Origin of the sequence: Paenibacillus terreus (genome assembly GCF_042138595.1) — a bacterium.
GTDB lineage: Bacteria > Bacillota > Bacilli > Paenibacillales > Paenibacillaceae > Paenibacillus > Paenibacillus terreus.
In genome coordinates, this window is the sequence record NZ_JBHIRX010000004.1 from 87523 (window position 1) to 109482 (window position 21960).

A 21960-nucleotide genomic window follows, 5' to 3' on the forward strand; every position below is an offset into this window, starting at 1 on the left:
GTTAACCATTTTTCCCTCTCCAATAATAATAAACCACTGATATTCTTTTTTCATCAGGAGACGTTGCAACAAGACAAGGCACTCTCCTGAAAAATGAGAGTGCCTTGTCATTCAATGAGTGAAATATTCTGCTTTACTGTTGAGCAGCCCTGAAGGCGACTTCTTATGCTTATATGTTCGATTATGTCGTCCGCTAAAGATCATAATTCTGCAAGGTATTTTACGGTACGAATCATCTGGCTGGTAAAGGAATTTTCATTATCGTACCATGCAGCGATTTTTACGAGCGTATCTGTTCCTAACTCCGTTACCTTCGTCTGGGTTGCGTCAAACAGGCTGCCGTAAGTCATACCGATGATATCAGACGAAACAAGCGGTTCATCTGTATATCCGTATTCATCCGATTGGGACTGCTCCATTTTCTTATTAACCTGCTCTGCTGTCACGGAGCCGCCCACCACTGCTGTCAACTCTGTCAATGAGCCTGCCATAACCGGCACCCTTTGCGATGTTCCATCCAGCTTGCCATCCAGGGACGGGATTACGAGCCCGATTGCTTTTGCTGCCCCGGTTGAGGTTGGGATGATGTTGCCCGCCGCGGAACGCGCCCGGCGCAAGTCGCCTTTGGCGTGAGGACCATCCAGCGTATTCTGATCGTTGGTGTAGGCGTGTATCGTGGTCATAAAGCCCTTTTTGAGTGGTGCAAGCTCGTTCAAGAAATACGCCATTGGCGCAAGGCAGTTCGTCGTGCAGGAAGCCGCCGAAACAATGGTATCGTCCTTAGTCAACGTGTGTTCATTGATCCCAAAAACGATGGTCGGAACATCTTTCCCGGCGGTGGTGGATATCAGTACCTTTTTGGCGCCTGCTTCAATATGTGCTGCTGACGCTTTTTTGGATGCGAAAAAGCCTGTGCACTCCAGAACAACATCAATTTGCAGTTCTTTCCACGGGAGCCTGCCGGGATCTTTTTCGGCATAGATCGGAATATTCACACCGTTCACGGTCAAGCTGTTCTCGCTATATCCAATCTTGGCGTCATAACGCCCCTGCGTTGTGTCATGCTTCAGTAAATGCGCAAGCATCTGCGGACTTGTAAGATCATTGATGGCTGCAACTCTATATCCTTCCGTATCAAAAAGCTGTCGAAATGCGAGTCTGCCAATTCTGCCAAAACCATTAATTGCGATGTTCATTGCCATCATCATAACCACCTTTCTTTGTCTTCATCCAAATTATATCCCTTGAATTTTTGTGATACACTATCATAAGTGAAGCATTTAACTATACTATCTGTCAGGTGAGAACCATGCCGCAAATTGACCGCCATAAAAACAGAACTGTAAATATTGAATTTGTAGCTGCCGAGGATTTTACTCATTTTCCCTACCCGGAGCGGTTGACTCTGGCTTTTGTTACGAATGGAAGTATAAAAGGGATATTAAACGAACGCCCGGTCACCATTTCAGCACCCGCTATTCTTTGTTTGTCTGCAGAGGATACGTTACAAGTTTTAGATAAGCATAACGTTTCGGCATCATCGTTTTGTTTTCATCCGGATTTTCTTGATTCGACCCCCCTTTCTGAAACACAAGATTACTTTCCGACCAATCTGAAAATACAAACAGGTCTTTCGCTGTTTCGTAAGTCTCCTGCACGCACCGGGATACCGCGTATAACCGAGAAAGCATATCCACAATTATTTGAGTGGTTTTTTGTGCTTGGCACAGAAGTGTATGCACAAAGCGATGCACTCTGGGCATGCAGAATCAAAAAATACCTCATACAAATATTGGGGATGCTTGAGGATTTGAACCGATACAGCGAACGATCCCCTGTTGATTTAGTTCTGGAATATATACACACAAATTATTCCGACAAAATCACCCTGGAAGATTTAACGAAATGCGCGTACTTGAACCGCGTTTCTCTCAATAAGATGTTTCAGGAAAGATGCGGGTGCACGGCAATGGCTTACTTACTGTCGCACCGCTTGAAGGTTGCGGGGGATCTTCTGACTCATACAGACATGAGCTTGAATGAAATTGCGCGTGCTACCGGATTTGAGTATGACACTTATTTTATAAAACAATTTACGGCAAAAAGAGGCTTGTCCCCTACAGCATATCGGGAAGCCTCCCGCAAGTTCTCTGCTGCCCAATAAATGAACATAACTTTGACCGGCTTTGGGGCGCAATACGACTGGCAAATTAACGCGAATGTTCCTTCTTCAAAATCTCACACGCAGCCGTTGGGGCAGCAAGACAAAGAGCCGCCTTACTGGCGGCCTTTTGAGCAACTATATTTTGTCCTCTTGCATGATAATGAAACCGATCACCCCTTCTGCGCTTCGCGCCAATCGCGGCCGCGCCTTCTCAAAGCTCAAGCCTTTTGCAGCCCGACCGCCCTACGCTGTGTCGACCGCAGCGGCCGAATTAGCCCGTGTGTGCGACGGCGCTGACTTCTACCAGTTGCTCAGGGAACGCCAGGTATGTCACGCCGATCATACTGCCGGCTGGCCGGTGTTCTCCCACGTATTCCTTGAACATCTGGATGACTTGCTCGGAATGCTCCGGCGCGTTTGTCAGATAGAGCTCAACATAAGCGAGGTTCGACTTCGTTACACCAAATCCCGCCAGCACACGATCAAGATTTTCCAGCGTCTGCCGGGTCTGTGCCTCGATATCGCCCTCGCCCACGAAAGTCCCCTCCGTATCGTGGGAAAATTGTCCGGAAATGTAGATGGTGCCGTTAACCCTGTAACCCTGGGTGATGCCGTGATCCCAAAGATCGTGATTATAGGTTTTGACATTAGCCATTTTGTTTTCTCCTTTACTTCAAAGTAAGGTTAGTATAAACTGAGCACAAATTAAAATGTAGTACGCACTTTTTTGACAGGTACTACCCGGAAGGATAGTGTAAATATGAGTATGGCTGATTATAAAAGAGAAGGTAATATTCAAGAAACACCTTTTGGTTATACATTGTCAGTGATTGGTGGTAAGTGGAAAATGCTTATTCTTTACCTGCTGGCAGAAAAGCAGCCCGTTCGCTTTAATGATATGAAAAGACAAATAGGAGCCATCACTTTCAAAACATTGAGTTCACAGCTTAAAGAGTTGGAAGCAGATGGTATGGTGAACCGGAAAGAGTATCCGCAGGTTCCCCCTAAAGTCGAGTACAGTCTTACAGAAAAAGCGGAATCGCTATTACCTATTATGGAACAGCTATGTGATTGGGGAGTTAAAAACAAAAATAATTGAATCCGGTACTGTGCAATCGAAGCCATCGTCCGCACATGATTCCACGGCATCCAACCGGCGATATAGCGTCCCCACACCCCGGCTGCATACAATGCCCAGAATCAAGCATAGAGCGGTCATCCCCATAAACACGACTAAACAACTTTAGTTATCCTTGGTTTTAGCTAATCGCTCATATAAAAAATCAACCACATGTTGGACTTCCATCGATTTGCTGTCGCCGTGCTTTTCTACACCCAGCTTCATTTGGAGCAAACAGCCCGGGTTGCTGGTTAACAAGTATCGTGCTCCTGTTGCGTTCACATTCTCCATTTTGTGCTCCAGGATTTGACCAGCCATTTCCGGCTGTGTCACATTGTAGATTCCGGCCGATCCGCAGCAACGATCCGCTTCCTTCATCTCTTCGAAAGTAACGTTGGTCACCTGACGGATGAGCTCTCTTGGGGCTGCGCCGCTATGCATGACATTGCGCAAATGGCATGAATCCTGATAAGTTACGATGACAGGCTCGCTGTTTGACTCCGATGATTCGGCAAAGGCTGGCAGCCTTCCGTGTTCCAAAAGCAGCCTGCTGATATCCACAACCCTGCTTGCAAACCAGGATGCTTGTTCTTTCCAAGCCACATCCTGTTGCAGGAGATGATCATATTCGATTAGTAATGCGCCGCAGCCGCCCGCATTGGAAACGATGTAATCCACATTCAACTCCTTGAATACCCTGACGTTAATTCTTGCCAAATCTCTGGCCTGCTCCATTTCTCCGCTGTGGGCATGAAGAGCGCCGCAGCAGACCTGCTCTGGAGGGATGACAACCTCAAACCCTGCTTCCGACAGCAGTTTAACGGTATTGCAATTCGTGTCGGCAAACATCACATCCATAATGCAACCTCTGAATAAAGCGACGCGCGCAATGGGAGTGCCTGTGGCCGGGTAGACGGTCCCGAGCTGCTCCACAACTCCATTAGAGGTGGCGTCCGGCAGAATGCTCTCCATTTGCTGCAGATGGCGGGGGAACAGCTTCATCATTCCGGTTCCTCTTGCAACACGTCTTAAACCGGATTTCTGATAAAATTTCATTGCTCCGCCCAGTACTTTCAAACGGTTTCGATGCGGGAAAACGCCTTTAAAAAACAGCTTGCGCATTCCCTTGACCGAGAGCGAGTGGTTCGGATGATCCTCAATCGCGTCTCTGGCCTGCTCGATCAGCTGGCCGTATTTAACGTCTGCCGGGCATACCGGCTCACAGGCTCTGCAGCCCAGACAGTGGTTCATCTGATCACGGAACATGTCGTCAGGCTCCATCATCCCGTCAACTACGGCCTTCATTAAAGCGATGCGCCCGCGCGGCGATTCCGGCTCAACCCCGGTTTCCCTGAACGTAGGGCAAGCCGGCAGACAAAAACCGCAGCGCATACAATTGGTTAATTGATCGTAATCCAGTTTTTCCAGCAAGGTGCGGGACAAGGGATTGGTGTGGTTGATCTGTGGTTTATTGTCCAGGCTGGGGTGAGTGTTGGATTGTTTAGCCATGATTGATAACCACCCTTTTCCGAGTTTGCTTGGCAAAAACCTTGCCCGGATTTAACAAATTGTCGGGATCAAACACCTTTTTGATCCCCTTCATGAGCTCCACACCGGAAGCGCCGATCTTCCACTCAAGGAACGGAGCTTTTACCACGCCTACTCCATGCTCACCGGTAATGGTACCGCCAAGTTCAAGAGCAGCTGCAAAAATCTCTTCGAAAGCCTGCTCCACCCGATGAATTTCTTCTGTATCTCTGGCATCAGTTGTCGCCGTAGGGTGCAGATTCCCATCACCGGCATGACCGAAGGTGGCAATGATAACATTGTATTTTTTGGCAATCTCATTGATCCGCAGAACCATGTCGGCAATTTTGGAGCGTGGAACGGTAGCGTCCTCCAAAATGGTTGTCGGTCGCAGTCGCGCCAGTGCCGTAAAGGCACTTCTCCTTGCCGTCAGCAGCCGCTCCGCTTCCTCCCGAGTGGCGGCAACCTGAATCGAGTCCGCCTGCTCGCGCTCGCAGATTTGGCGAATCATCTCAATATCTCTTGCTACGGTTTCGGGGTCGCCGTCTTGTTCAATCAGCAGAATGGCTTCCATATCCAGCGGGAGCCCCAGTTTGGCAAAATCGTCAACGACACGTATGGTCGGATTGTCCATAAACTCCAGGGTTGCCGGAATGATCCGGGATTCGATAATGGCGGATACAGTGCGGGCTGCTCCATATAAGTCGCGGAACATGGCGAGCATGGTCATTTTGCACTTTGGCGGAGGAATCAGCTTTAACGTCGCCTCCGTTATAATCGCCAGTGTGCCCTCGGAGCCGACCAGCAGCTTGGTTAAATCGTATCCTGCCACGTCCTTCATCAGCTTTCCGCCAGTACGAATGATCTCACCATTGGCAAGTACGGCCTCCAATCCGATCACGTAATCCTTGGTCGTACCGTATTTCAAGCCTCGGAGACCTCCGGAGCATTCAGCGATATTGCCGCCGATCGTGGATATGCGCATACTGCTCGGATCCGGGGGATAGAACAAGCCCGAGGATTCGATATGATGAATAAAGTCCGCGGTAATCATACCCGGTTGAACCGTGGCCGTTAAATTTTCCGTATCCAGTTCAAGCAGCCGGTTCATCCGATGCATCACCATCACGACACCGCCCTGCACCGGAACGGTTCCGCCACATAGATTGGAACCAGACCCTCTGGAAATCAGGGGAACCTTGTAAGAGGATAACGCTTCCATAATAGCGGAAACTTGTTCCGTACTTTCAGGATAGACCACTGCATCCGGAATTGCCTGCAGCATAGGGGTTCCGTCATAGGAGTGGGTTATTAATGCTTCCTTGTCATCCCGGAAGTGGGCATCTCCGACGATGATACGCAGCCGTGCCGCAAGAGCCGAGTCTAACATATTAAAATTTCCTCCCTTACTAAATCAGTCATCTGATGCTTGAGCCTTTTTGGGCTCCAATCCGGCAAAGGCCGCAAAGGCCACCATTTACTTCGGGTCCTCTAATGGCCGAATGTGTTGATGTCAAGAAAGGACCTCGCAGCCGCCGCAGGTCCTTTCTTGGCATCATGGTACTGATGGAAACGAGCGCATATTTACTCCTGAATCCGCAGAGCAAAGCTACCGTTTTTTGATCATCTGCAGAAAGCTTATTCCGTATTCCGGCGCTCCAATACCTGTATATTCCGCCATCGTGGCTGCAATATCAGCCATTGTATTCCGTTCTCCTATGGATACAGGCAGAATTTGTTTTCCTGTAATCAGAATCGGCGTCTGTTCTCGCGTATGATTGGAGTGACCGATGGTAGGATCGTTGCCGTGATCGGCTGTGATCATGAGCATATCCTCATCCCCCAGCTCCTGAATAAAGGTCTCCAGAAACCGGTCCGATTCTTCGAGTACCTCTTTATACCAGAGGCAATCCTCTTTATGCCCGGCAAGATCAGTCTCCTGCACATTGACCAGAAAGACGGCATTATGCTCGGCTTCCTGATACTTCCGGCGATATGTGGTCAGGACGTTCTTCGTTTCCACAACCGGATCGCTGAACCCGTTAGCCTGAATGACATCCGCCGTTTTTCCGATACGATACACCGGTATTCCGTTTCTCTCCGCCATATAAGCGAACTGTTTCTCGAAATCGACCCCATAGCCGAGATGCACCACTTGGTAGCCTTTACCGTAAACATTGGCCTTTGGCGCATCCACACCCCATTGGCCCGGATGATTTTCCCGTACAACCGATAAAATGACGTTGATATTTGTCTTTTTATTGCCGAACACAATCACCCGGCTTGTATCCACATGGGCACGGACAATCTTTCCGATCTTCACAATTTCTTCAAAGGCCAGCAGATTCAGATCGCCTACCACGTTGATAATGTTGCCTAGCTGCGATTCCAGATTATCCCCCACAACGACAGCGCCTTCCACAAGCAAAACTGTTGCGCTCGCAATCGGAGCCTCCACCCGATACCCGGCCGCTTCAAGCGCAGCTTTTAGCACAGGACCAACCTCTGACATCAGACGTTTGGCAGGCATGCCGGGTTTGCTGCCCATCAGCTCCTGGTGCCCCATAAAGGTATCGGCCCCATGATGAGCCAGATTGCTGCGGCCGTAAGCGCCGAGCGGCTCGCCGGCATCATCCACCAGCTTGCCAAGTCCCAAACTGTACAGTACCGGAATTTTCAACGATACCGTTTCCCGGATGTGTTTGTACGTATTGGCATGCATATCTTCAGGTTTGAGTGACTCACAATCTGCCATAGCTCCTATACCGAACCCATCCAGTACGAGCAAGGTGAGTTTTCCCATGTTAAATCCCTCTTTTCTGGAAATGAACCATTTCCGGTCTGAGGCTGTTTACCCCTCTTACATAAGCAACATGAGCTCTCGTTACAAAAATTTGCGTACGGAAAGCATAGATTACTGTATCCCCCACCTTCATCGGCAGCTCCCGCTCCAAACAACCATAGTAATCAATATTTCCCACGGAAATTTGGCTGACCTTCGCCTTCTGGGTCGTAATCTCATTCGCTGTTGAACCATATAAGGCCAGTTTCATATGAGACCGGGCATAAAAGCCACCGGCAATTGTATATGCGTACTCATCGTCCATGTGGGAAATCTCCGATACATAGACGATACTTGGAATTTCGGCTAGCTGATCGTTGTAAGCATGCAGCGGCGTCGTGCCTGTCAGCGCATGGCCAGGTTCGCCATGAGTAACCCCATGCTGCTTCAGCAGCGGAATCGTATAACAGCTTGTTGCACTGGGGGCATTCACCTGCTTTACCTCAATGCCGTGCGATTCAAGGGTTTCCACTGCAGCCAGCAGTGTCTCCAGATTCGACGTGAAATCAAAATCCGTGTTCTGCGCATTGATCTGCAACACAGGAAAGCTGGTCACACCCACAATTCGGATTCCCCTAAGTTTCTGCAGCTCGGGCAGCAGTTGCTCAAGCTTATGCAGCAGAAATCCCCCGAATTGTCCGGGGAAAATGGCATCGCCGGGCCGGATGACTCTCAGTATGACATCCTGTACATGCCCGAGCGCCAAAGCGGCCTGCGACAATTGGACGGCCCGTTCCAGAGAGAACAGGGTGATCACCTCGGGCTTGAGTCGACGCAGAACATCCCCCCATTGGCTTTTGCCGGGCTGTACGATATGCCCGATATTGCCGATGCTGCATCCAGCTTCGGACAGGGCGTAAGCTTCATCGATATCAACGGCCACGGCCTGCTTGATCCCGTTTTGTTCAATCAGCTTTCCGGCATATCCGCCACGCCCGATCTGCTTGGTCATGTAATAGAGCTTCATGTCATGCCGATCCGCCGTTTCGGACAGCACGCGGGTATTATGCGTAAGCCCATCCGCATCAATCACATACGTATTGGCCGGTATCTCCCCCCTCTGGTGAAGGAGCATTGCCGCTCGGATCAACCCCTCATTCCGTTTTAAAGTCATATCTACAAACATTCAGTTACCCCCTAAATTCCTGAAGAACATGTTCTAAGATGCGGATAACCGTGTCTGCAGAGGCTTTCATCGGATTGATGCGCAGACCGTACTCCTTGAGCCTTGGTTGACTTTCCAGAAAGCTCCCCGACACCCGATAAATCATCGGCACCAGCTCAAAGCGGGATTCCGCCCCTACTGGATAGGTGGCCGCGCCATAGCGGGAAGCACGTTCAATAATCATTGATGCGAGCGGCTGCTCCAGCTCCACAATGACGTTTTTCGACTGTGAATTCGTAATATAAACTTCCTTGATTCCTGCAACTTCTCCGCTTGCCAGACGATGACACAGCTTTTCCACCTGTTCGTTTTGAATCGCCAGCATGACGGGGGCAAACACCATGCTGCGCAGAAGCTCATGCGCTTCGTATCCCTGTACCTGTCCGCCGCCTGAATAGTTGCGGGCATGCAGCTTCTCGATCCCTTCCCGTTTGCCAATAATGACGCCGATTCCTTGGGGGCCCATTAGCTTGAATCCTGAAAATGTTGAATAGTCCGCCCCATATTCCGTACCGATCCCTTGCATTTTCATGGCACAGTAGTTATCGTCCACCACAATTGGCAGATCGGGCCGTTTGTTTTTAACAAACGCAATCAGGTCCTGAAGCTGGTACGTATCCGTTGGCTGCTGCCGTGCATGCTGTACATAAAACACCCTGGAGCTCCGATCTTTCTCAAGCAGCTCCCCCACAGCATTCATATCATTGAAATCCGCAGTGGACTGCTGCAGTCCCATCAAACGAAAGGTTTCCTTGGTCGTAGTGTACATCGGGGCCATATGGACGATCACGGAATCCCCCGGCTCAACGAGCACACTTAAAATCCCCCGAATTGCTCCAGTACCGCTTCCCCGTACCAGTGCACAATGTTCTCCGCCAAACGTTTGGGCCAGTACCTTTTCAACACGGGCGGTAACCAGCGGTCTGTGGTACTCCGGATGCAGCCCCACATCTCCGACCTGAAAAAAATCATTGTCTGTGAACTCTTTAGTAATTTCATCAATCAATTTAAACTGCAGCTGCTGCGCCTGCTCCATCGAGCGGTTTTTCAATACCGATTCCTCATATCTCATGCCAAGATGTCACCAGCCTTTCTAATACTGAATGCCCGCTGTGGATTGGCTGCCAGCAGCTTGTTGATGACTGCATCCGTTATCCCCCGGTCTCGCAATGAAGGTACAAAGACCCGCAGTACCACATCATAGCCTTGTCCTCCAAGCGCACGCAGGTGCGATTTTCGGGTCAGATCGGTCGATAACAGCAGTTGGTCCTCGTAACCGCGCTCAATAAACTTCAATATGGATTCCAAGCGAGCCTTGTCGCTGCGATAGTTTTCCTTGCCAATCGTATCCATCGCCACATAAGCTCCTGATTTCAGCACCTCCAGAACCACTTCGTCCTGCTCATTAAGATCCTGGTGACCGATAATAATCTGATTCAGCGGCATCCCTTCTCTGGTAAACAGCTCAATCTGCTCCAGCGCACAGGTTCCAAGCGTCGTATGTGTGGATAGCGGAAGACCGGTTTTTTTGGCCGCTGCGATGGCTCCGTGAAACAACTCCGTCTCAATTGGTTTGAATTCGTTGAGGCTGCTGCCGATCTCACCGATCACTCCGGGCTTGATTCCCGTATCCGCAATGCCGTGCTGAATTTCCCGAATCATCCATTCGGCAAATTGATCCCGGTTCCACTGCAACTTCTCCTCGGGAATAAAAGGATCTTTATAACATCCGGTACTGGCTATAATATGGATATTTGCGGTTTTACTGATCTCGGCAAGCTTGTTTGCATCCCGTCCCATTCCGTCATTGGTAACCTCGACAATCGCACGGCCACCGTAGGCGTAAAAGCTTTGCAAATCATCCAATACAAGTCCCGTATCCTGCAGACAGGTGTCCTCGTTTTTTTTAATCCGGCTCAGGTCTACATAAAGATGCTCGTGACAGGCGCAAATGCCAAGCTCTTCCGGCTGTATTTGTCCAAGTACAGTCTGGATGTACATTCTCTCTCTCCTTTCTCTCTCCTTACTGTGGCGGTGTATACATTCCCAGCAGAACCAGAATGTTACCCAGGATACCGACAGCAATAGCTCCCACAGGTCCTACAGCCATCCGAACAATCGGACGTCCTGCTGCTTCATTCAACAGATAGAAGCCGGCAATTCCAAAATATCCGAGTCCCGGAACAATGGCATTAGCCGCATTGGCCCCACCGATTAGAAGCGCAACCTCAAGCACTCTGGTCATCGCAGTCCGAATAGTTTCACCGGAAGCGCGGATACCCGGATACCTGTCCAGAAATTTGGCCATTTTGGACAGCAGCTGAATTTCAAGGAAAATCACAACTGCGCCGAGCAGTGCAGCAATCAACGGATTCGGTGAAAATATGCCTACCCCGAATACAAATGTGAATCCGACCGGGCCAAAAACACCGGTAGCGATTGCCGTACTGGCAATAAGGGGGACAAATCCGATGGCTTTAGCCAAGGCGGCAATTCCGCCTTCGGAAATTTTTCCGTCCGCCAGCAGACTAAGTGAGATTGGATCGCCGGCGATGAGCAGGAGATGGGTGGCCGCAGCGGCTAATCCGCCGCTGATCATGACGATCCATGAGAACTTTTTAATTCGCGCCACACGGTCCGTGAACATGGAGGCCAGCATGGAAAGGCTCTGATCCTCGGATTTTTCCTTCATCGCAAACGCGATTAAAAACGCCATTCCCACAATAAGCGCGATCCCTTCCGGGCTCAAAACAACCGGTGTGCCGTCAATTTGAATAAGCTGTTTGGTATTGCTGAAAACAACGAGCTGTCTGGCCAATGCCGCCACCAGAAAGGCGATAATCCCTTTTTTGATCGAGAATTGGAGCGCAATCGCCAAGGCGGGAAATACCATAAAGGAGACAACGACGGGCTCGCCAATTTTGTTAAATCCGTCAATAAAATTGAGCGGCAGCATTTCAAAGGCTTTAACAACTGCCTGGAGCCCGAAATAAATGCCTGCCCCGTACACTCCGCCCAGCGCACCGGCAGCGGCTGTACTCAGCTTTCCGCGTTTAAAAGCCAATCCGATGATATCGGTTCCAAGCAGAATACTATGAATAAGCAAAATGCTGCCTGATATCGAAATGGGTATACCGTAACCGATCACGAGTCCAAAGCTCATGGCAAAAGCGGTGACGCCCAGTTCCTTCCGGCTCATCCTCCCTTCTAGATTTTCAGGGACAATGGGTCTAAGACCGTCATTAAATACAGCGATCCCCAGATTGGCCATGATGGCAGTCACAATGCCCAGCCCGATTAATAACAAAGCTTCCAGCATAAGATGTCCCCCTAATTGTTAAAAGTACGCCTACTTAGTAAGTGCTTTCATCACAAGTTCAACAGCTTTCTCTTTATGGTCAGCGGTAAATCCAAATGCATTCGCACCTTGAGCGATGGCTTGATCCACCTTCTCTTGTGTCGGCGGCTGCCCAGGCATGGAAATCGTCGTGCAATTTGACTTTCCTACCATTGCAATCGCCATAGCCAAAGCACCACCCCCTCCGGTATAACAAGCACCCAAGTAATAATCGGCTTGTCCCATTTTGAGTGCCATTGCAGCCTCCAAATCGGATTTCACGATGACCTCCACGTCAGGCCCGCCATGCTGTTTAACCAAAGCCTCGATTTCTTTCTTCTCTACTTGTCCGCCAATAACAATTTTCATGTTGTTCTCCTCTTTTCTGAATGTTTTTTAATGTGAAGCGTTTACAAAATGCATAATCAGGTACTGTCTTTCCTCATCAGGCAGTACTATGTCCGTCTGTGACTCGATCCATTTCACATGTTCAACAGCTTGAGGGAAATGCGAAGACTGTCTGATTTCCTGCATGATCTCCTCCGGAGGAGCGGTCAGTTCTTCTTCCCGCTCTACTCGTGTGATGGCCATGGCCAAGTGGGTAATCAGCTTCCTGTAATCCTTCTCATTTTCTGAATGTATAAATTTTTCAATCGTTGCTTCACACAGCTTCATGGCGCTTGGGGTTATGGTGCTGGTTGAAAATAAAATATCAAGCCTTTCCCGCAAATCACTCACTTTTCTTCACACTCCTGTCAGTATTTAGGGATCAGTGTGCCAAGCTCCACCTGATTCTGGATCTGCATGACATAATCGGTGGATATCTGATTAAACATAAACTCCATTTTGGGATTGTTTTTGTTTACGACACAAACGGCCTGACTCATTTCCTTGTCCATTTCCAAAGCTTCAGCAGAAGATAGTTCAGTCAAATAAAATGAACTGCTGTCGATTTCATCCACATTCCAAACCATCGCATCAATCGATTTTGTTTTTAAATGCTCCAGCAAATGCATATAGTTCAGGTTAATAAACTCGACATTCTTGTCTTTCACTTCCAGGTTCGTCAGCACTTGTTGGTCGATGGAGTAGCTGTCGATTCCGATTTTCATCCCATCCTGGATTCCGCTTGTTTCCTCAGCAAAAACAACAGCATGGCGGGAAACGTAAGAGCCGTTTCCGAATTCCTTTACAATCATCAGATCGTCAGACTTTTGGATGGCTGACAAGGCGGCATATTTGGACACCAATGCAAAATCATATCTGCCGTCAATGACATTATCCAAGCGTATGGTCGCTCCCCGCATAAATGCACAATGCAGAGGAATGCCAAACTTTTCGAAGCTTGCGTGCATCGCCGTAGCCAACCCTTCGTATTTACGGGAATATGGAAGCGGCATGACGCCGATGATGCTGCTGACCCCGCAGCATTGAAGAAGCAAATCCATGTTCTTATGGCGGAGGAAGGTGCCAAGATGCCCTCTGGACTCCAGAGCAATACAGCTGCTTTCCTCCATCTTTTTCAAAACATTTTGGATCGTTCCGCGGCCTACTCCATATTTATTGGATAACTCCTCAATCCTGGGAATTCGGGTATCCAGTTCAATAAAGAGAAGTTCTTCCGCAAGATTTTTTAATACCACGCTGCTTTTAGAGTTCAATCCTTGAATCATGGCTCGTGTCTCACCTCCTCAATATACAATATTCTGTATTTTGTATTGCATACATCATATCATCGTGTTACATTGAGTTCAATAGTTTTTCGCTTTTCTAAGTTAACTTTTTTTACATAAGAATCGTGAGGTGAACGTAGTTAGGTCACAATATATAACATTAGGAGGAGTGAACATGTTTAATATCATTAAAGTAAACCATGAGGAAGAATTTAACGAAACAGGGGCGGCGATCATCGCCGGTCTGCTGCAGGCAAACCCAAAAGCGGTTTTAGGATTGGCTACAGGAAGCACGCCGATTGGAGTGTACAAAAAACTGATCGAAAGGTGTCAAAAGGGGCTGCTCTCTTTCCGCCAGGTAACTACCTACAATCTCGATGAATATGTCGGGCTGCCCAAGGACCATGAGCAGAGCTATCATCGCTTTATGGACGAGCATCTCTTTCGGCATGTGGATATCAATCCGCTAAATACGTTTATTCCGGACGGGAATTCGGGGGATCCCGACCAATCCGCTGCATACTATAACACTTTACTTGAAAAATCGCCGTTTTTTGACCTGCAGCTGTTGGGGATAGGTCACAATGGTCATATCGGATTCAACGAACCGGGAAACGAACTGATCGGAAATACTCATGTCGTTACTCTACATGAATCAACACGTGCGGCCAATGCACGCTTCTTTGCATCTTCGGAAGACGTTCCGACACATGCCATTACGATGGGAATTGGGGCCATCCTGCATGCAAAACAAATTTTGCTCCTTGTCAAAGGGAAGGAAAAATCGGAAGTTCTTCGAAGAGCAATTTATGGGCCCATCACGCCGCAATGCCCGGCATCATTTCTGCAGGTCCATCCCCGTGTTCTTATATTGACGGATGTTGAAGCGGGCGCCTTCTTATAGATGCAAGGATTTACAATAACCATCATAGATGCGTTCTGAGGAGCAATTGAAAACATATCCGGGCCTTCTGAAGATGAATAAGTTGAGAAGGAACCGACAAAAGGCCACTTACCCTTCCAAGAAGGACGGGAGCGGCCTTTTGCGGCTTTGTTCAACACAGCAGACTTCAATAAAGGTAATCAGCGGGCAAGTTTAAAATACACATGATAACGTTCATCTTGAATTTGGTACAGGGGAACAAACTTAGTCTCATCAAGAACAAACGTCAAAGGGGCATCCTTTTGTTGAATGATTTGATCCAGAAATTCTTGCTCGCTGTATGACCAGGAGATATAATCCCGTTCCCCGCTTATTGCCGCCAGCACATACGGTCCATAAGCGAGACTTTTAAGGGAGTGGTCATCGGGAGCGCTCGCCAGTCTCAAAGAGCACGGCAGCGTCAGTTCGATTTCATCCTTTTCCCATACCTTGCGCAGCTTTACATATCCATGCTCATACTCCAGATCGCGAAGGGGTTCTCCGTTGATCTTGACTTGAATGGGCCCTGATACCCAATCGGGAATTCTGAACAGAATGGTCGATTCTGTACCGCCCTCCATATAAAAACGGATCGCTTCCAGGCTGCCTTGAATCCGGCTCTGTCTCAATCTGAGCCCCTGCTCGCTCCAATCCAGTTGTGATGGAATATACAAATTGACATACAGTCTGTCTTCATCATGGAAATAGACGGATTCCTGGTATTTAAAATGATTTTCCAGACCGGTACCATGACAGCAGGTATTTTCATGTGTATCAAATTTCTTGACAGATCCGGGCGCGAGCGGCATGAAGTAGGTGCTTCCGCCTTCCGCTTTCTGGCTGTTCTCCGAGGCGAGAATATGGTTATAAAGCGCCTTCTCATAATAATCCATATATGTTTTGTTCGGGTTAAATTGAAAAAGCTCTTTGGTCAGCTTCAGCATATTATAGCTCGCACAGGTTTCCGCCGTCTTATCGCTGAGAAAACCGGCAATAGCGTCAGGCTCTCTGAACATTTCCGTCTCTCCGGTGCCGCCGATGGCGTAAATATGACTTTGTGTTACCATCGTCCAGAAGTTCTCAGCGATCTCGAAATAATCCTTGTTGCCTGTAACCTCGAACAGCTTCAACGCTCCAATCACCTGCGGAATGTGCTGGTTGGCATGCATATTTCCGAGTGTGTCCACATTCTCCTTCATGGGGAGGAACAGCTTTTCATTGTCAAAATATTTCGCTGTGATCAAATAATTTTCATTGCCGGTGATGGCATATAATTTGGCCAATACCTCATTCATTCCGCCAAATTCTCCGGCAATATACATGGACCACATTTTATTCAGCTGCTCTCGCGGAAGCCGGCTTAAGCGGTTGTGGAGCCATTGGCCCAGCTTATCGCAAATATCCAAAGCTTCCTGCTGCCCCGCAAGCTGGTAACAATCCAGCAGTCCGGCCATAATCTTGTGCAGCGTATAATAAGGAGCCCATATTTCCGGATAAGTCGTATACTGCTCCAGCAAATCAAACTGCTCTTCCGAATACGCGCTCAGAAAACCCCGGCCATAGCCCCTCTGTTCAAACATGGCTGTTTGGCATTTCCCCAATTCTGCTACCATGTATCGAATTTTCCCCAGCAGTCCGGAATCTGTGGCATGATAAGCAAGCGCCAGAGAGGAAAGGTAATGCCCGGTGGTATGCCCCTTCAGATTGCATTCCGGAGCGTCCCATCCCGTCATCGGCTGCGCACCTTGGGTGTCGCAAGCCGCCGCTGCTCTGAAATTGTACAGCATCTGGTCATCGTCCACAGACCGCACATACTGCAGGAAACGGTCCATGGCCGCTGCAAATTCGCTTTCCTTTTCCAGCCTTACGTCGTGCCCATTAAATTCTTGGACCCGCTTGGTAAAAGCGGCCGTTTCCTCAGCCTTATCCACCACTTGAATCGTGGCCAGTGCTTTCAAGGGACTTCCGGCTACTTGCCCATGGATTGAGAAAGTTCCCGTTTGCTTATAATCTTCCTCATGGATCGGGTCCCAGGAAACCTGGGTCACCGTATAACCTCCGGTATCATTTTTCACAATGACCACAGTTGGCAGCTCCGGCTGATTCCCAACGTTCGTGCGCACGTTTAACGGATTTACCGCAACGATCTTTGCTTTATATTCTTCCTGGAGGACCGTTGCTTCAAAGATTTTGCGGGTGACCACTCCTTCATATGTCAACGTTGCGACAAGGGCAACTTTCCGGTTGCCTACCCCAAAGGTGGGTCTGGTAACCTTGCCTGAATGACTTATAAATAGCGTCTCTTTCGATTCCCACTGAATGGTTGAACCGTACTTGCCCTTCAGCGGAAGATTCAAATCTGCTTCTACTGTATTCAAATTTCCCAAATAAATCGCATTGCCGTCCAGTTCTGTGATCTCTTTTGCTTTTGCCGATCCGGCGGCGTTTTGCCCCAGTTCCATCTCCCATCCGCCTTTCTGTATTTACGCTTGTGACACAGCACCTATTTTTTGCTTGATCCAGTTCTTGCCTTCAATCATCCGTGAAATCACCATGCTAATGGCCGGATCACCGGTTACATTCACCATCGTGCACAGCGGGTCTGTAATGGTTCCCAAAATAACCAGGATCGGAACCGCTTCCATCGGAAAGCCGAAGGCGGTACAGATGAAGAGTTCACCAATAAAGCCGCCGCTCGGAATCGTGCCCACAATAATGCCGCTGATCAAGGCTACCAGAACGGCTTTGACCATATCTCCCGTGCCCATCGTCATATTGAAAATCCCAAACATAAAGAGAATTTTGATCATTTGTACGGCGACTACACCATTTTTATGCATGTTTGCGCCTAGCGGCACGATAATATCACCGATTTCATCGGGAATGCCCATTTGATTTACGGCCAGTCTGTTCACGGGAATACAAGCTGTACTGCTGCAGGTTCCCATCGCTGTGGTCAGCGGCAGCCAAATATTTTTCCAAAAACGCTTCATTCCGGTTTTGCCTCCACCAAAATACGTGACCAAGAAGGAGAACAGAATGAAAAACAAGATACAAAATACCACGTAAATAACGGACGCCCGGGCAACGGACCACACAATCTGATTGCCTACCTTGCCGATCAGTGTTGCGAAGTAGCAGGCGATGCCCACAGGAGCGTAATGCATAACAATAGAAACGATTTTATTCAACACAGCGGATAAACTATTAAGCAATTTGGAAACAGGAGCCCCCTCTTCTCCAATAGAGCTTACGGAAATTCCGAACAAGATTGCAAAAACAATCAGAGCCATCATATGCTTCAAGGACAATAATTCAACGAAATCGCTTACAGTTATCAGCCCAACAAAATCAAATGAAGCCGCCTGCTCCTTAACAGCCTCTCCAAAGCTGACCTCGGCGTTCAGGGCCGGATTAAAGATCAGACCGGTGATCAATGCCAAGACTGCAGTAATGATACCCGTAACCACGATCACCAAAAAGAAAATGCCCAAAATTTTACCCAGCTTTTTCAAATTGGTCATGCTCGCAATAGAACCGGCTATGGATACAAACACCAGCGGCACAATGATCACAAATACCATGTTCAGAAAAACATCGGCAAAGGGCTGCAGGACAGCGGATTTTTCGCCCATAATCGTGCCTGCGATCGCGCCAAGTACAACACCGGCAAGCAGTATAATCGAGAATTTATAGTTTTTTAATACTTGCACCCTTCTTCCCCCCCCAGTAAATTTTGATGTCAGGGCTCATTCCGTCGACTGAATGAAAGCGTTAAACTTTTTAAGCGGACCGTCTTATAGATACAAGTATGCCACCCTGGCAGGGGGATTAAAATCATTGAAATAAACAAAAAATATAATATTATTGGCATCGGAAATATAACATTATTAGCTTTTTTATTTTTTTCGATTGGTGGGTAATACCCGCAATCTTGGCTTTTGCTTGGAATTTATTGATCGTGACAGCGTTTCCATGCTATGATTTATATAATAAAATTGATTTGAGGTGGCAGAATTGCTATATATCCATTTCACCTGTCCTCCCTTGCCTCATCTGATCGTCGGGGGAATATCGCTGTTCCGGAGAGGAGATCTTCATGAACGCCGCGTTCTTGATCATACCTTTGACTTGATCTTTGTCTTTTCAGGAGCTCTTTATCTGGAAGAAGATGGGCGCAAATATACGATTGAGCCTGGCCAATATTTAATTTTGACCCCCGGTAAGCTGCATAAAGGCTACAAAGCCTGCACTTCCGACACGACCTTCTCCTGGGTTCATTTCTATACGACGGGAGATTTCTTCTATTCCGAGAATCCCATTACTCATGTGGATTACAAAATGAACAAAACGAAATATTATAAAAAAGATGTATTTTATATCTCGCTTCCCCAATACGGACGGATTGACGACAGCCTGCATGAAATGTTGAAGAATTATATGGACAGCATCTCCCAGGTCAAAATTGATAAATATCATAATGAGAAGCTGTTTTATTCATCAACAAAATCCCAAATCGAATACCAGCAGTTATTTCTGAAAATATTGACGATTTTCTGCGATTTACGGGAACACGAAAAAGAAAAGGAATTGGCGGATGAAATTTTTGATTACTTTTCTTTGCATTATCAGGACGCTTTCGATCTAAACCGGCTTGCAGCGCAGTATTCCTTTCATCCGGCCCATATCATTCGCTCTGTAAAGAAAAAATACGGACTGAGCCCGTTGCAATTGCTGCTCTCCATCCGAGTCCAAAAAGCAATGAAGCTGTTGGAAGAAGAGCGTCGCACCGTCGGGGAAATCGCATCCCTTGTCGGCTTTGCCGACGCTGCTTACTTTTGCAAGCAGTTCAAAAAGATCACTTCTTTAACGCCCTTGCAATACCGCAATCAGCAGCGACAGCATGAATGGTTCAACTAATACTCTAAAAAGGAAGGCTATGTTAAATCCTGATGTTGATTTTTACGATCTTATTGAGCTTAACGTCGCTTATTTATTGCCGAGCTGTTCCGCCAAACCGATGAGAAGTCCTTCATTTCCACGAATGTAGCAGAGTCGATACGAGTCCTCATACTGAACCACTTCGCCAACGAGCTGAGCACCATACTTTGTGAGTCTGGATACCATTTCGTCAATGTCTTCAACGGTGAACATAACGCGTAGATAACCGAGGGCATTTACAGGAGCAGTTCGGTGATCTGATACAGTAGGTGGGGTGAGAAATCGCGAAAGTTCAATTCGGCTGTGGCCATCTGGGGTAACCATCATAGCAATCTCTACACTTTGTGAACCCAGCCCGGTTACACGACCAGCCCATTCACCTTCGACGGTAGCCCGCCCTTCGAGCTTCAAGCCAATCTCCTCGAAGAAAGAGATTGCGTCATCAAGGGATTCTACAACGATGCCAACATTGTCCATTCTTAGTAATTTGTTTTCTGCCATAGTTTTATCTCCTTATGTTTATTACCTGATCATCTTCATATTTATTTTATCAATAAAATTACTAATCCCTTCCAAGCAATTAACATCTTGTCATAGTTCATGACAAGGAAAAAACGAATCCTTTTCCGGGTAGGAAAGAGTTCGTTTCTTCTGCTATTCTAGCAATACTGACCAATCAGGGTCTTTATAGCGTCTATCCACCACTTCTCTTACCAGGGTAAGCTCCTCCGGAATCTCGTCTAATCCCGTAATCCGGAATTCATAAGGCTGCTGTGTGCTGGGATCCCCCATGGCGATAAGCCCCTCCCTCGTCCTCCATTCTTCATAAATTGTACATTTATTACGAATTTCCATATGATATCGTTTTCTTTGTGAAATCTTGTAATTTATGGTTGAATGATTTGATAATTATGGTATTATTATTGTGTCGGCCGACATATTACAATAAATGGAGGAAATTCAATGAAAAAATCGATCTTTAAATCGATACTCTGTTTATCGTTATTAGCGCTGATAACACCTATGAATCTGCAAACAGCCTCCGCTGCTGATAACAACCAAGACACTTTGGTCTATAATTTAGACAACTCGATTACTTCTGTTTTTGATTCTGTTTATACTATTGAGTCCCACTTAAGTACCCCTGGTAATACAGTTGTTTTTGAAGGTAGCGAAATTGATAAGCTTCCACTTTATCAGAATATTTTTCAACCAATGAACATACCTCTATTCTTAGAGGATGATGAATTTAAGGAAATCAACCCTGATGCTATATTAAATGAACAAGAAGAAACCATCAATGGTGAGAAAAACGTTATTGTGCCAACAAAGACCACCTTAATAGCACTTTATAATGCCAATGGTAAGATAACAGTCTTACAAAATGACGAACCAATTGATGAATCTGTTAACAAAATTAAGTCCTTTAAATCTTATGTAAATACTAACAATCAAGAATCATTTATTAGTGATTTTAAAGATGACATGGATGATCTTTTCTCTAAAGGCTCCGTTTCACCTGCTAATGTCAGTGTTGCCGCTGAACAAGGTGATATACTAACGAGTATTCGAAAAACTTTGTCTGCTAACGGCAGCTATACGGTAGTTGGTGGTTCTAAAGTTAACTATGTAGCAGGCAAAGCCGTAACTGACTATATACTTTATGCCAACAGTAAAGGAACTCACTTTTATGTTTTAGCTGATTCACAGATTTATCCTGCTGGTGTGGCCGATAATGACAATGCTACTTGGACAACGGGCTATAAATCCAACATTAGAACGAATTCTAGTACCAATTCATTGATAAACTGGTCACCAAACACTACTGGCCTTAGTTTGGATAGTAATGATCAATTTCAAGTCGGAATCTCAGCAAGTGCTACAGGTATTGAGTTGAGTTTCAATTATACTTGGAATGGGACTTCTAGTGTAAAATTAGAGTCTACTGGAAGCAAAACTTCAGGATTAACCACTGAATACATTTATAAAAATAATGGAAATGCTATTGCCTCTGATACTTTCACAAAGGGGCATGGTGCCTTAATCCAAGCAACAAACAAAGTTCTTTCATTCTCTGCAAGTCATCAGTTCAGAAATGAAAATGTTTATTCTAATGGAAGTACTTGGTACTCAACAAACACAACCAACCTTTCGTATAGTTTCTAATCTTTAATGAAACAATCTCTCTCCTGCCTGTTTATTCAGGTAGGAGAGTTATGTTTTCTTTCCAGAAGGAGGTCCATAAATGCTCAAATTATTTCTCGGATGT

At 47.1% G+C, this 21960-nt stretch carries 21 protein-coding genes; 5 read left to right on the forward strand and 16 right to left on the reverse strand.

Going from position 1 to position 21960, the window contains the following annotated elements:
- Nucleotides 1-200 precede the first annotated feature (200 nt).
- On the reverse strand, nt 201-1202 hold the full coding sequence (gap, locus tag ACE5KN_RS09565) for a type I glyceraldehyde-3-phosphate dehydrogenase (protein WP_375525358.1): 1002 nt from the start codon (nt 1200-1202) through the stop codon (nt 201-203).
- Nucleotides 1203-1309: 107 nt separating this feature from the next.
- Here gap and ACE5KN_RS09570 point away from each other — a divergent pair, with 107 nt between their 5' ends.
- Nucleotides 1310-2164: a helix-turn-helix domain-containing protein gene (locus ACE5KN_RS09570; protein WP_375525357.1), complete on the forward strand. Its 855-nt coding sequence runs from the start codon at nt 1310-1312 to the stop codon at nt 2162-2164.
- A gap of 271 nt (nt 2165-2435) precedes the next feature.
- On the opposite strand, the gene ACE5KN_RS09575 is transcribed toward ACE5KN_RS09570, so the two are convergent.
- Nucleotides 2436-2819 carry a RidA family protein gene (locus ACE5KN_RS09575; RefSeq protein ID WP_375525356.1) on the reverse strand — a complete coding sequence of 128 codons (384 nt, stop codon included), beginning with the start codon at nt 2817-2819 and terminating at the stop codon, nt 2436-2438.
- A gap of 105 nt (nt 2820-2924) precedes the next feature.
- On the opposite strand from ACE5KN_RS09575, the gene ACE5KN_RS09580 reads away from it, so the two are divergent.
- Complete coding sequence (locus tag ACE5KN_RS09580; protein ID WP_375525355.1) at nt 2925-3263, forward strand: winged helix-turn-helix transcriptional regulator; 339 nt, start codon at nt 2925-2927, stop codon at nt 3261-3263.
- A 144-nt stretch (nt 3264-3407) separates the two neighbouring features.
- On the opposite strand, the gene ACE5KN_RS09585 is transcribed toward ACE5KN_RS09580, so the two are convergent.
- From ACE5KN_RS09585 to yhfZ, 10 genes are all read right to left on the reverse strand, one after another.
- Entirely contained in the window at nt 3408-4793 is a 1386-nt protein-coding gene (locus tag ACE5KN_RS09585) for a (Fe-S)-binding protein (RefSeq protein ID WP_375525354.1), read from the reverse strand.
- Nucleotides 4786-6201: an FAD-binding oxidoreductase gene (locus tag ACE5KN_RS09590; protein WP_375525353.1), complete on the reverse strand. Its 1416-nt coding sequence runs from the start codon at nt 6199-6201 to the stop codon at nt 4786-4788. The genes ACE5KN_RS09585 and ACE5KN_RS09590 overlap by 8 nt, the downstream gene beginning before the upstream one ends.
- A gap of 219 nt (nt 6202-6420) precedes the next feature.
- A complete protein-coding gene (locus ACE5KN_RS09595; RefSeq protein ID WP_375525352.1) occupies nt 6421-7614 on the reverse strand; it encodes a phosphopentomutase in 1194 nt (397 codons plus the stop codon).
- Nucleotide 7615: 1 nt separating this feature from the next.
- Entirely contained in the window at nt 7616-8779 is a 1164-nt protein-coding gene (locus ACE5KN_RS09600; protein ID WP_375525351.1) for a YhfX family PLP-dependent enzyme, read from the reverse strand.
- Nucleotides 8780-8783: 4 nt separating this feature from the next.
- The gene (locus ACE5KN_RS09605; RefSeq protein WP_375525350.1) at nt 8784-9890 is read right to left on the reverse strand and encodes an aminotransferase class V-fold PLP-dependent enzyme; all 1107 of its coding nucleotides are present in this window, start codon (nt 9888-9890) and stop codon (nt 8784-8786) included.
- Nucleotides 9887-10819, reverse strand: coding sequence for a phosphotriesterase family protein (locus tag ACE5KN_RS09610; protein WP_375525349.1), 933 nt, complete (start codon nt 10817-10819; stop codon nt 9887-9889). Before ACE5KN_RS09610 ends, ACE5KN_RS09605 begins: the two co-directional genes overlap by 4 nt.
- A 22-nt stretch (nt 10820-10841) precedes the next feature.
- The gene (locus tag ACE5KN_RS09615) at nt 10842-12137 is read right to left on the reverse strand and encodes a YhfT family protein (protein ID WP_375525348.1); all 1296 of its coding nucleotides are present in this window, start codon (nt 12135-12137) and stop codon (nt 10842-10844) included.
- Between the two features lie 30 nt (nt 12138-12167).
- On the reverse strand, nt 12168-12524 hold the full coding sequence (locus tag ACE5KN_RS09620) for a DUF2620 domain-containing protein (protein ID WP_375525347.1): 357 nt from the start codon (nt 12522-12524) through the stop codon (nt 12168-12170).
- Between the two features lie 27 nt (nt 12525-12551).
- Entirely contained in the window at nt 12552-12893 is a 342-nt protein-coding gene (locus ACE5KN_RS09625) for a PRD domain-containing protein (protein WP_375525346.1), read from the reverse strand.
- 17 nt (nt 12894-12910) lie between these two features.
- Complete coding sequence (gene yhfZ, locus ACE5KN_RS09630; protein ID WP_375525345.1) at nt 12911-13828, reverse strand: GntR family transcriptional regulator YhfZ; 918 nt, start codon at nt 13826-13828, stop codon at nt 12911-12913.
- 175 nt (nt 13829-14003) lie between these two features.
- On the opposite strand from yhfZ, the gene nagB reads away from it, so the two are divergent.
- Complete coding sequence (nagB, locus tag ACE5KN_RS09635; protein WP_375525344.1) at nt 14004-14732, forward strand: glucosamine-6-phosphate deaminase; 729 nt, start codon at nt 14004-14006, stop codon at nt 14730-14732.
- A 179-nt stretch (nt 14733-14911) separates the two neighbouring features.
- Here nagB and ACE5KN_RS09640 read toward each other — a convergent pair whose 3' ends face one another.
- Nucleotides 14912-17212 (reverse strand): beta-L-arabinofuranosidase domain-containing protein, encoded by a 2301-nt coding sequence (locus ACE5KN_RS09640; protein ID WP_375525343.1) that lies wholly within the window; start codon nt 17210-17212, stop codon nt 14912-14914.
- Between the two features lie 21 nt (nt 17213-17233).
- Nucleotides 17234-18463, reverse strand: a complete 1230-nt coding sequence (locus ACE5KN_RS09645; RefSeq protein ID WP_375525342.1) for a dicarboxylate/amino acid:cation symporter — start codon at nt 18461-18463, stop codon at nt 17234-17236.
- A gap of 334 nt (nt 18464-18797) precedes the next feature.
- Between ACE5KN_RS09645 and ACE5KN_RS09650 the strand changes: the two genes are divergently transcribed.
- A complete protein-coding gene (locus tag ACE5KN_RS09650; protein WP_375525341.1) occupies nt 18798-19670 on the forward strand; it encodes a helix-turn-helix domain-containing protein in 873 nt (290 codons plus the stop codon).
- A 69-nt stretch (nt 19671-19739) separates the two neighbouring features.
- Here the strand turns inward: ACE5KN_RS09650 and ACE5KN_RS09655 are convergent, their stop codons facing one another.
- Together ACE5KN_RS09655 and ACE5KN_RS09660 are read right to left on the reverse strand one after the other, a co-directional pair.
- Complete coding sequence (locus tag ACE5KN_RS09655; RefSeq protein ID WP_375525340.1) at nt 19740-20192, reverse strand: VOC family protein; 453 nt, start codon at nt 20190-20192, stop codon at nt 19740-19742.
- A gap of 153 nt (nt 20193-20345) precedes the next feature.
- Nucleotides 20346-20483, reverse strand: coding sequence for a hypothetical protein (locus ACE5KN_RS09660; protein ID WP_375525339.1), 138 nt, complete (start codon nt 20481-20483; stop codon nt 20346-20348).
- A gap of 171 nt (nt 20484-20654) precedes the next feature.
- On the opposite strand from ACE5KN_RS09660, the gene ACE5KN_RS09665 reads away from it, so the two are divergent.
- Nucleotides 20655-21857 carry a hypothetical protein gene (locus ACE5KN_RS09665; protein ID WP_375525338.1) on the forward strand — a complete coding sequence of 401 codons (1203 nt, stop codon included), beginning with the start codon at nt 20655-20657 and terminating at the stop codon, nt 21855-21857.
- Nucleotides 21858-21960 lie beyond the last annotated feature (103 nt).

Bases quoted from the DNA above. Each gene is read 5' to 3' on its own strand.
- gap (WP_375525358.1), bottom strand. From the start codon at position 1,202: ATGGCAATGAACATCGCAATTAATGGTTTTGGCAGAATTGGCAGACTC.
- ACE5KN_RS09570 (WP_375525357.1), top strand. From the start codon at position 1,310: ATGCCGCAAATTGACCGCCATAAAAACAGAACTGTAAATATTGAATTT.
- ACE5KN_RS09575 (WP_375525356.1), bottom strand. From the start codon at position 2,819: ATGGCTAATGTCAAAACCTATAATCACGATCTTTGGGATCACGGCATC.
- ACE5KN_RS09580 (WP_375525355.1), top strand. From the start codon at position 2,925: ATGAGTATGGCTGATTATAAAAGAGAAGGTAATATTCAAGAAACACCT.
- ACE5KN_RS09585 (WP_375525354.1), bottom strand. From the start codon at position 4,793: ATGGCTAAACAATCCAACACTCACCCCAGCCTGGACAATAAACCACAG.
- ACE5KN_RS09590 (WP_375525353.1), bottom strand. From the start codon at position 6,201: ATGTTAGACTCGGCTCTTGCGGCACGGCTGCGTATCATCGTCGGAGAT.
- ACE5KN_RS09595 (WP_375525352.1), bottom strand. From the start codon at position 7,614: ATGGGAAAACTCACCTTGCTCGTACTGGATGGGTTCGGTATAGGAGCT.
- ACE5KN_RS09600 (WP_375525351.1), bottom strand. From the start codon at position 8,779: ATGTTTGTAGATATGACTTTAAAACGGAATGAGGGGTTGATCCGAGCG.
- ACE5KN_RS09605 (WP_375525350.1), bottom strand. From the start codon at position 9,890: ATGAGATATGAGGAATCGGTATTGAAAAACCGCTCGATGGAGCAGGCG.
- ACE5KN_RS09610 (WP_375525349.1), bottom strand. From the start codon at position 10,819: ATGTACATCCAGACTGTACTTGGACAAATACAGCCGGAAGAGCTTGGC.
- ACE5KN_RS09615 (WP_375525348.1), bottom strand. From the start codon at position 12,137: ATGCTGGAAGCTTTGTTATTAATCGGGCTGGGCATTGTGACTGCCATC.
- ACE5KN_RS09620 (WP_375525347.1), bottom strand. From the start codon at position 12,524: ATGAAAATTGTTATTGGCGGACAAGTAGAGAAGAAAGAAATCGAGGCT.
- yhfZ (WP_375525345.1), bottom strand. From the start codon at position 13,828: ATGATTCAAGGATTGAACTCTAAAAGCAGCGTGGTATTAAAAAATCTT.
- nagB (WP_375525344.1), top strand. From the start codon at position 14,004: ATGTTTAATATCATTAAAGTAAACCATGAGGAAGAATTTAACGAAACA.
- ACE5KN_RS09640 (WP_375525343.1), bottom strand. From the start codon at position 17,212: ATGGAACTGGGGCAAAACGCCGCCGGATCGGCAAAAGCAAAAGAGATC.
- ACE5KN_RS09655 (WP_375525340.1), bottom strand. From the start codon at position 20,192: ATGGCAGAAAACAAATTACTAAGAATGGACAATGTTGGCATCGTTGTA.
- ACE5KN_RS09660 (WP_375525339.1), bottom strand. From the start codon at position 20,483: ATGGGGGATCCCAGCACACAGCAGCCTTATGAATTCCGGATTACGGGA.
- ACE5KN_RS09665 (WP_375525338.1), top strand. From the start codon at position 20,655: ATGAAAAAATCGATCTTTAAATCGATACTCTGTTTATCGTTATTAGCG.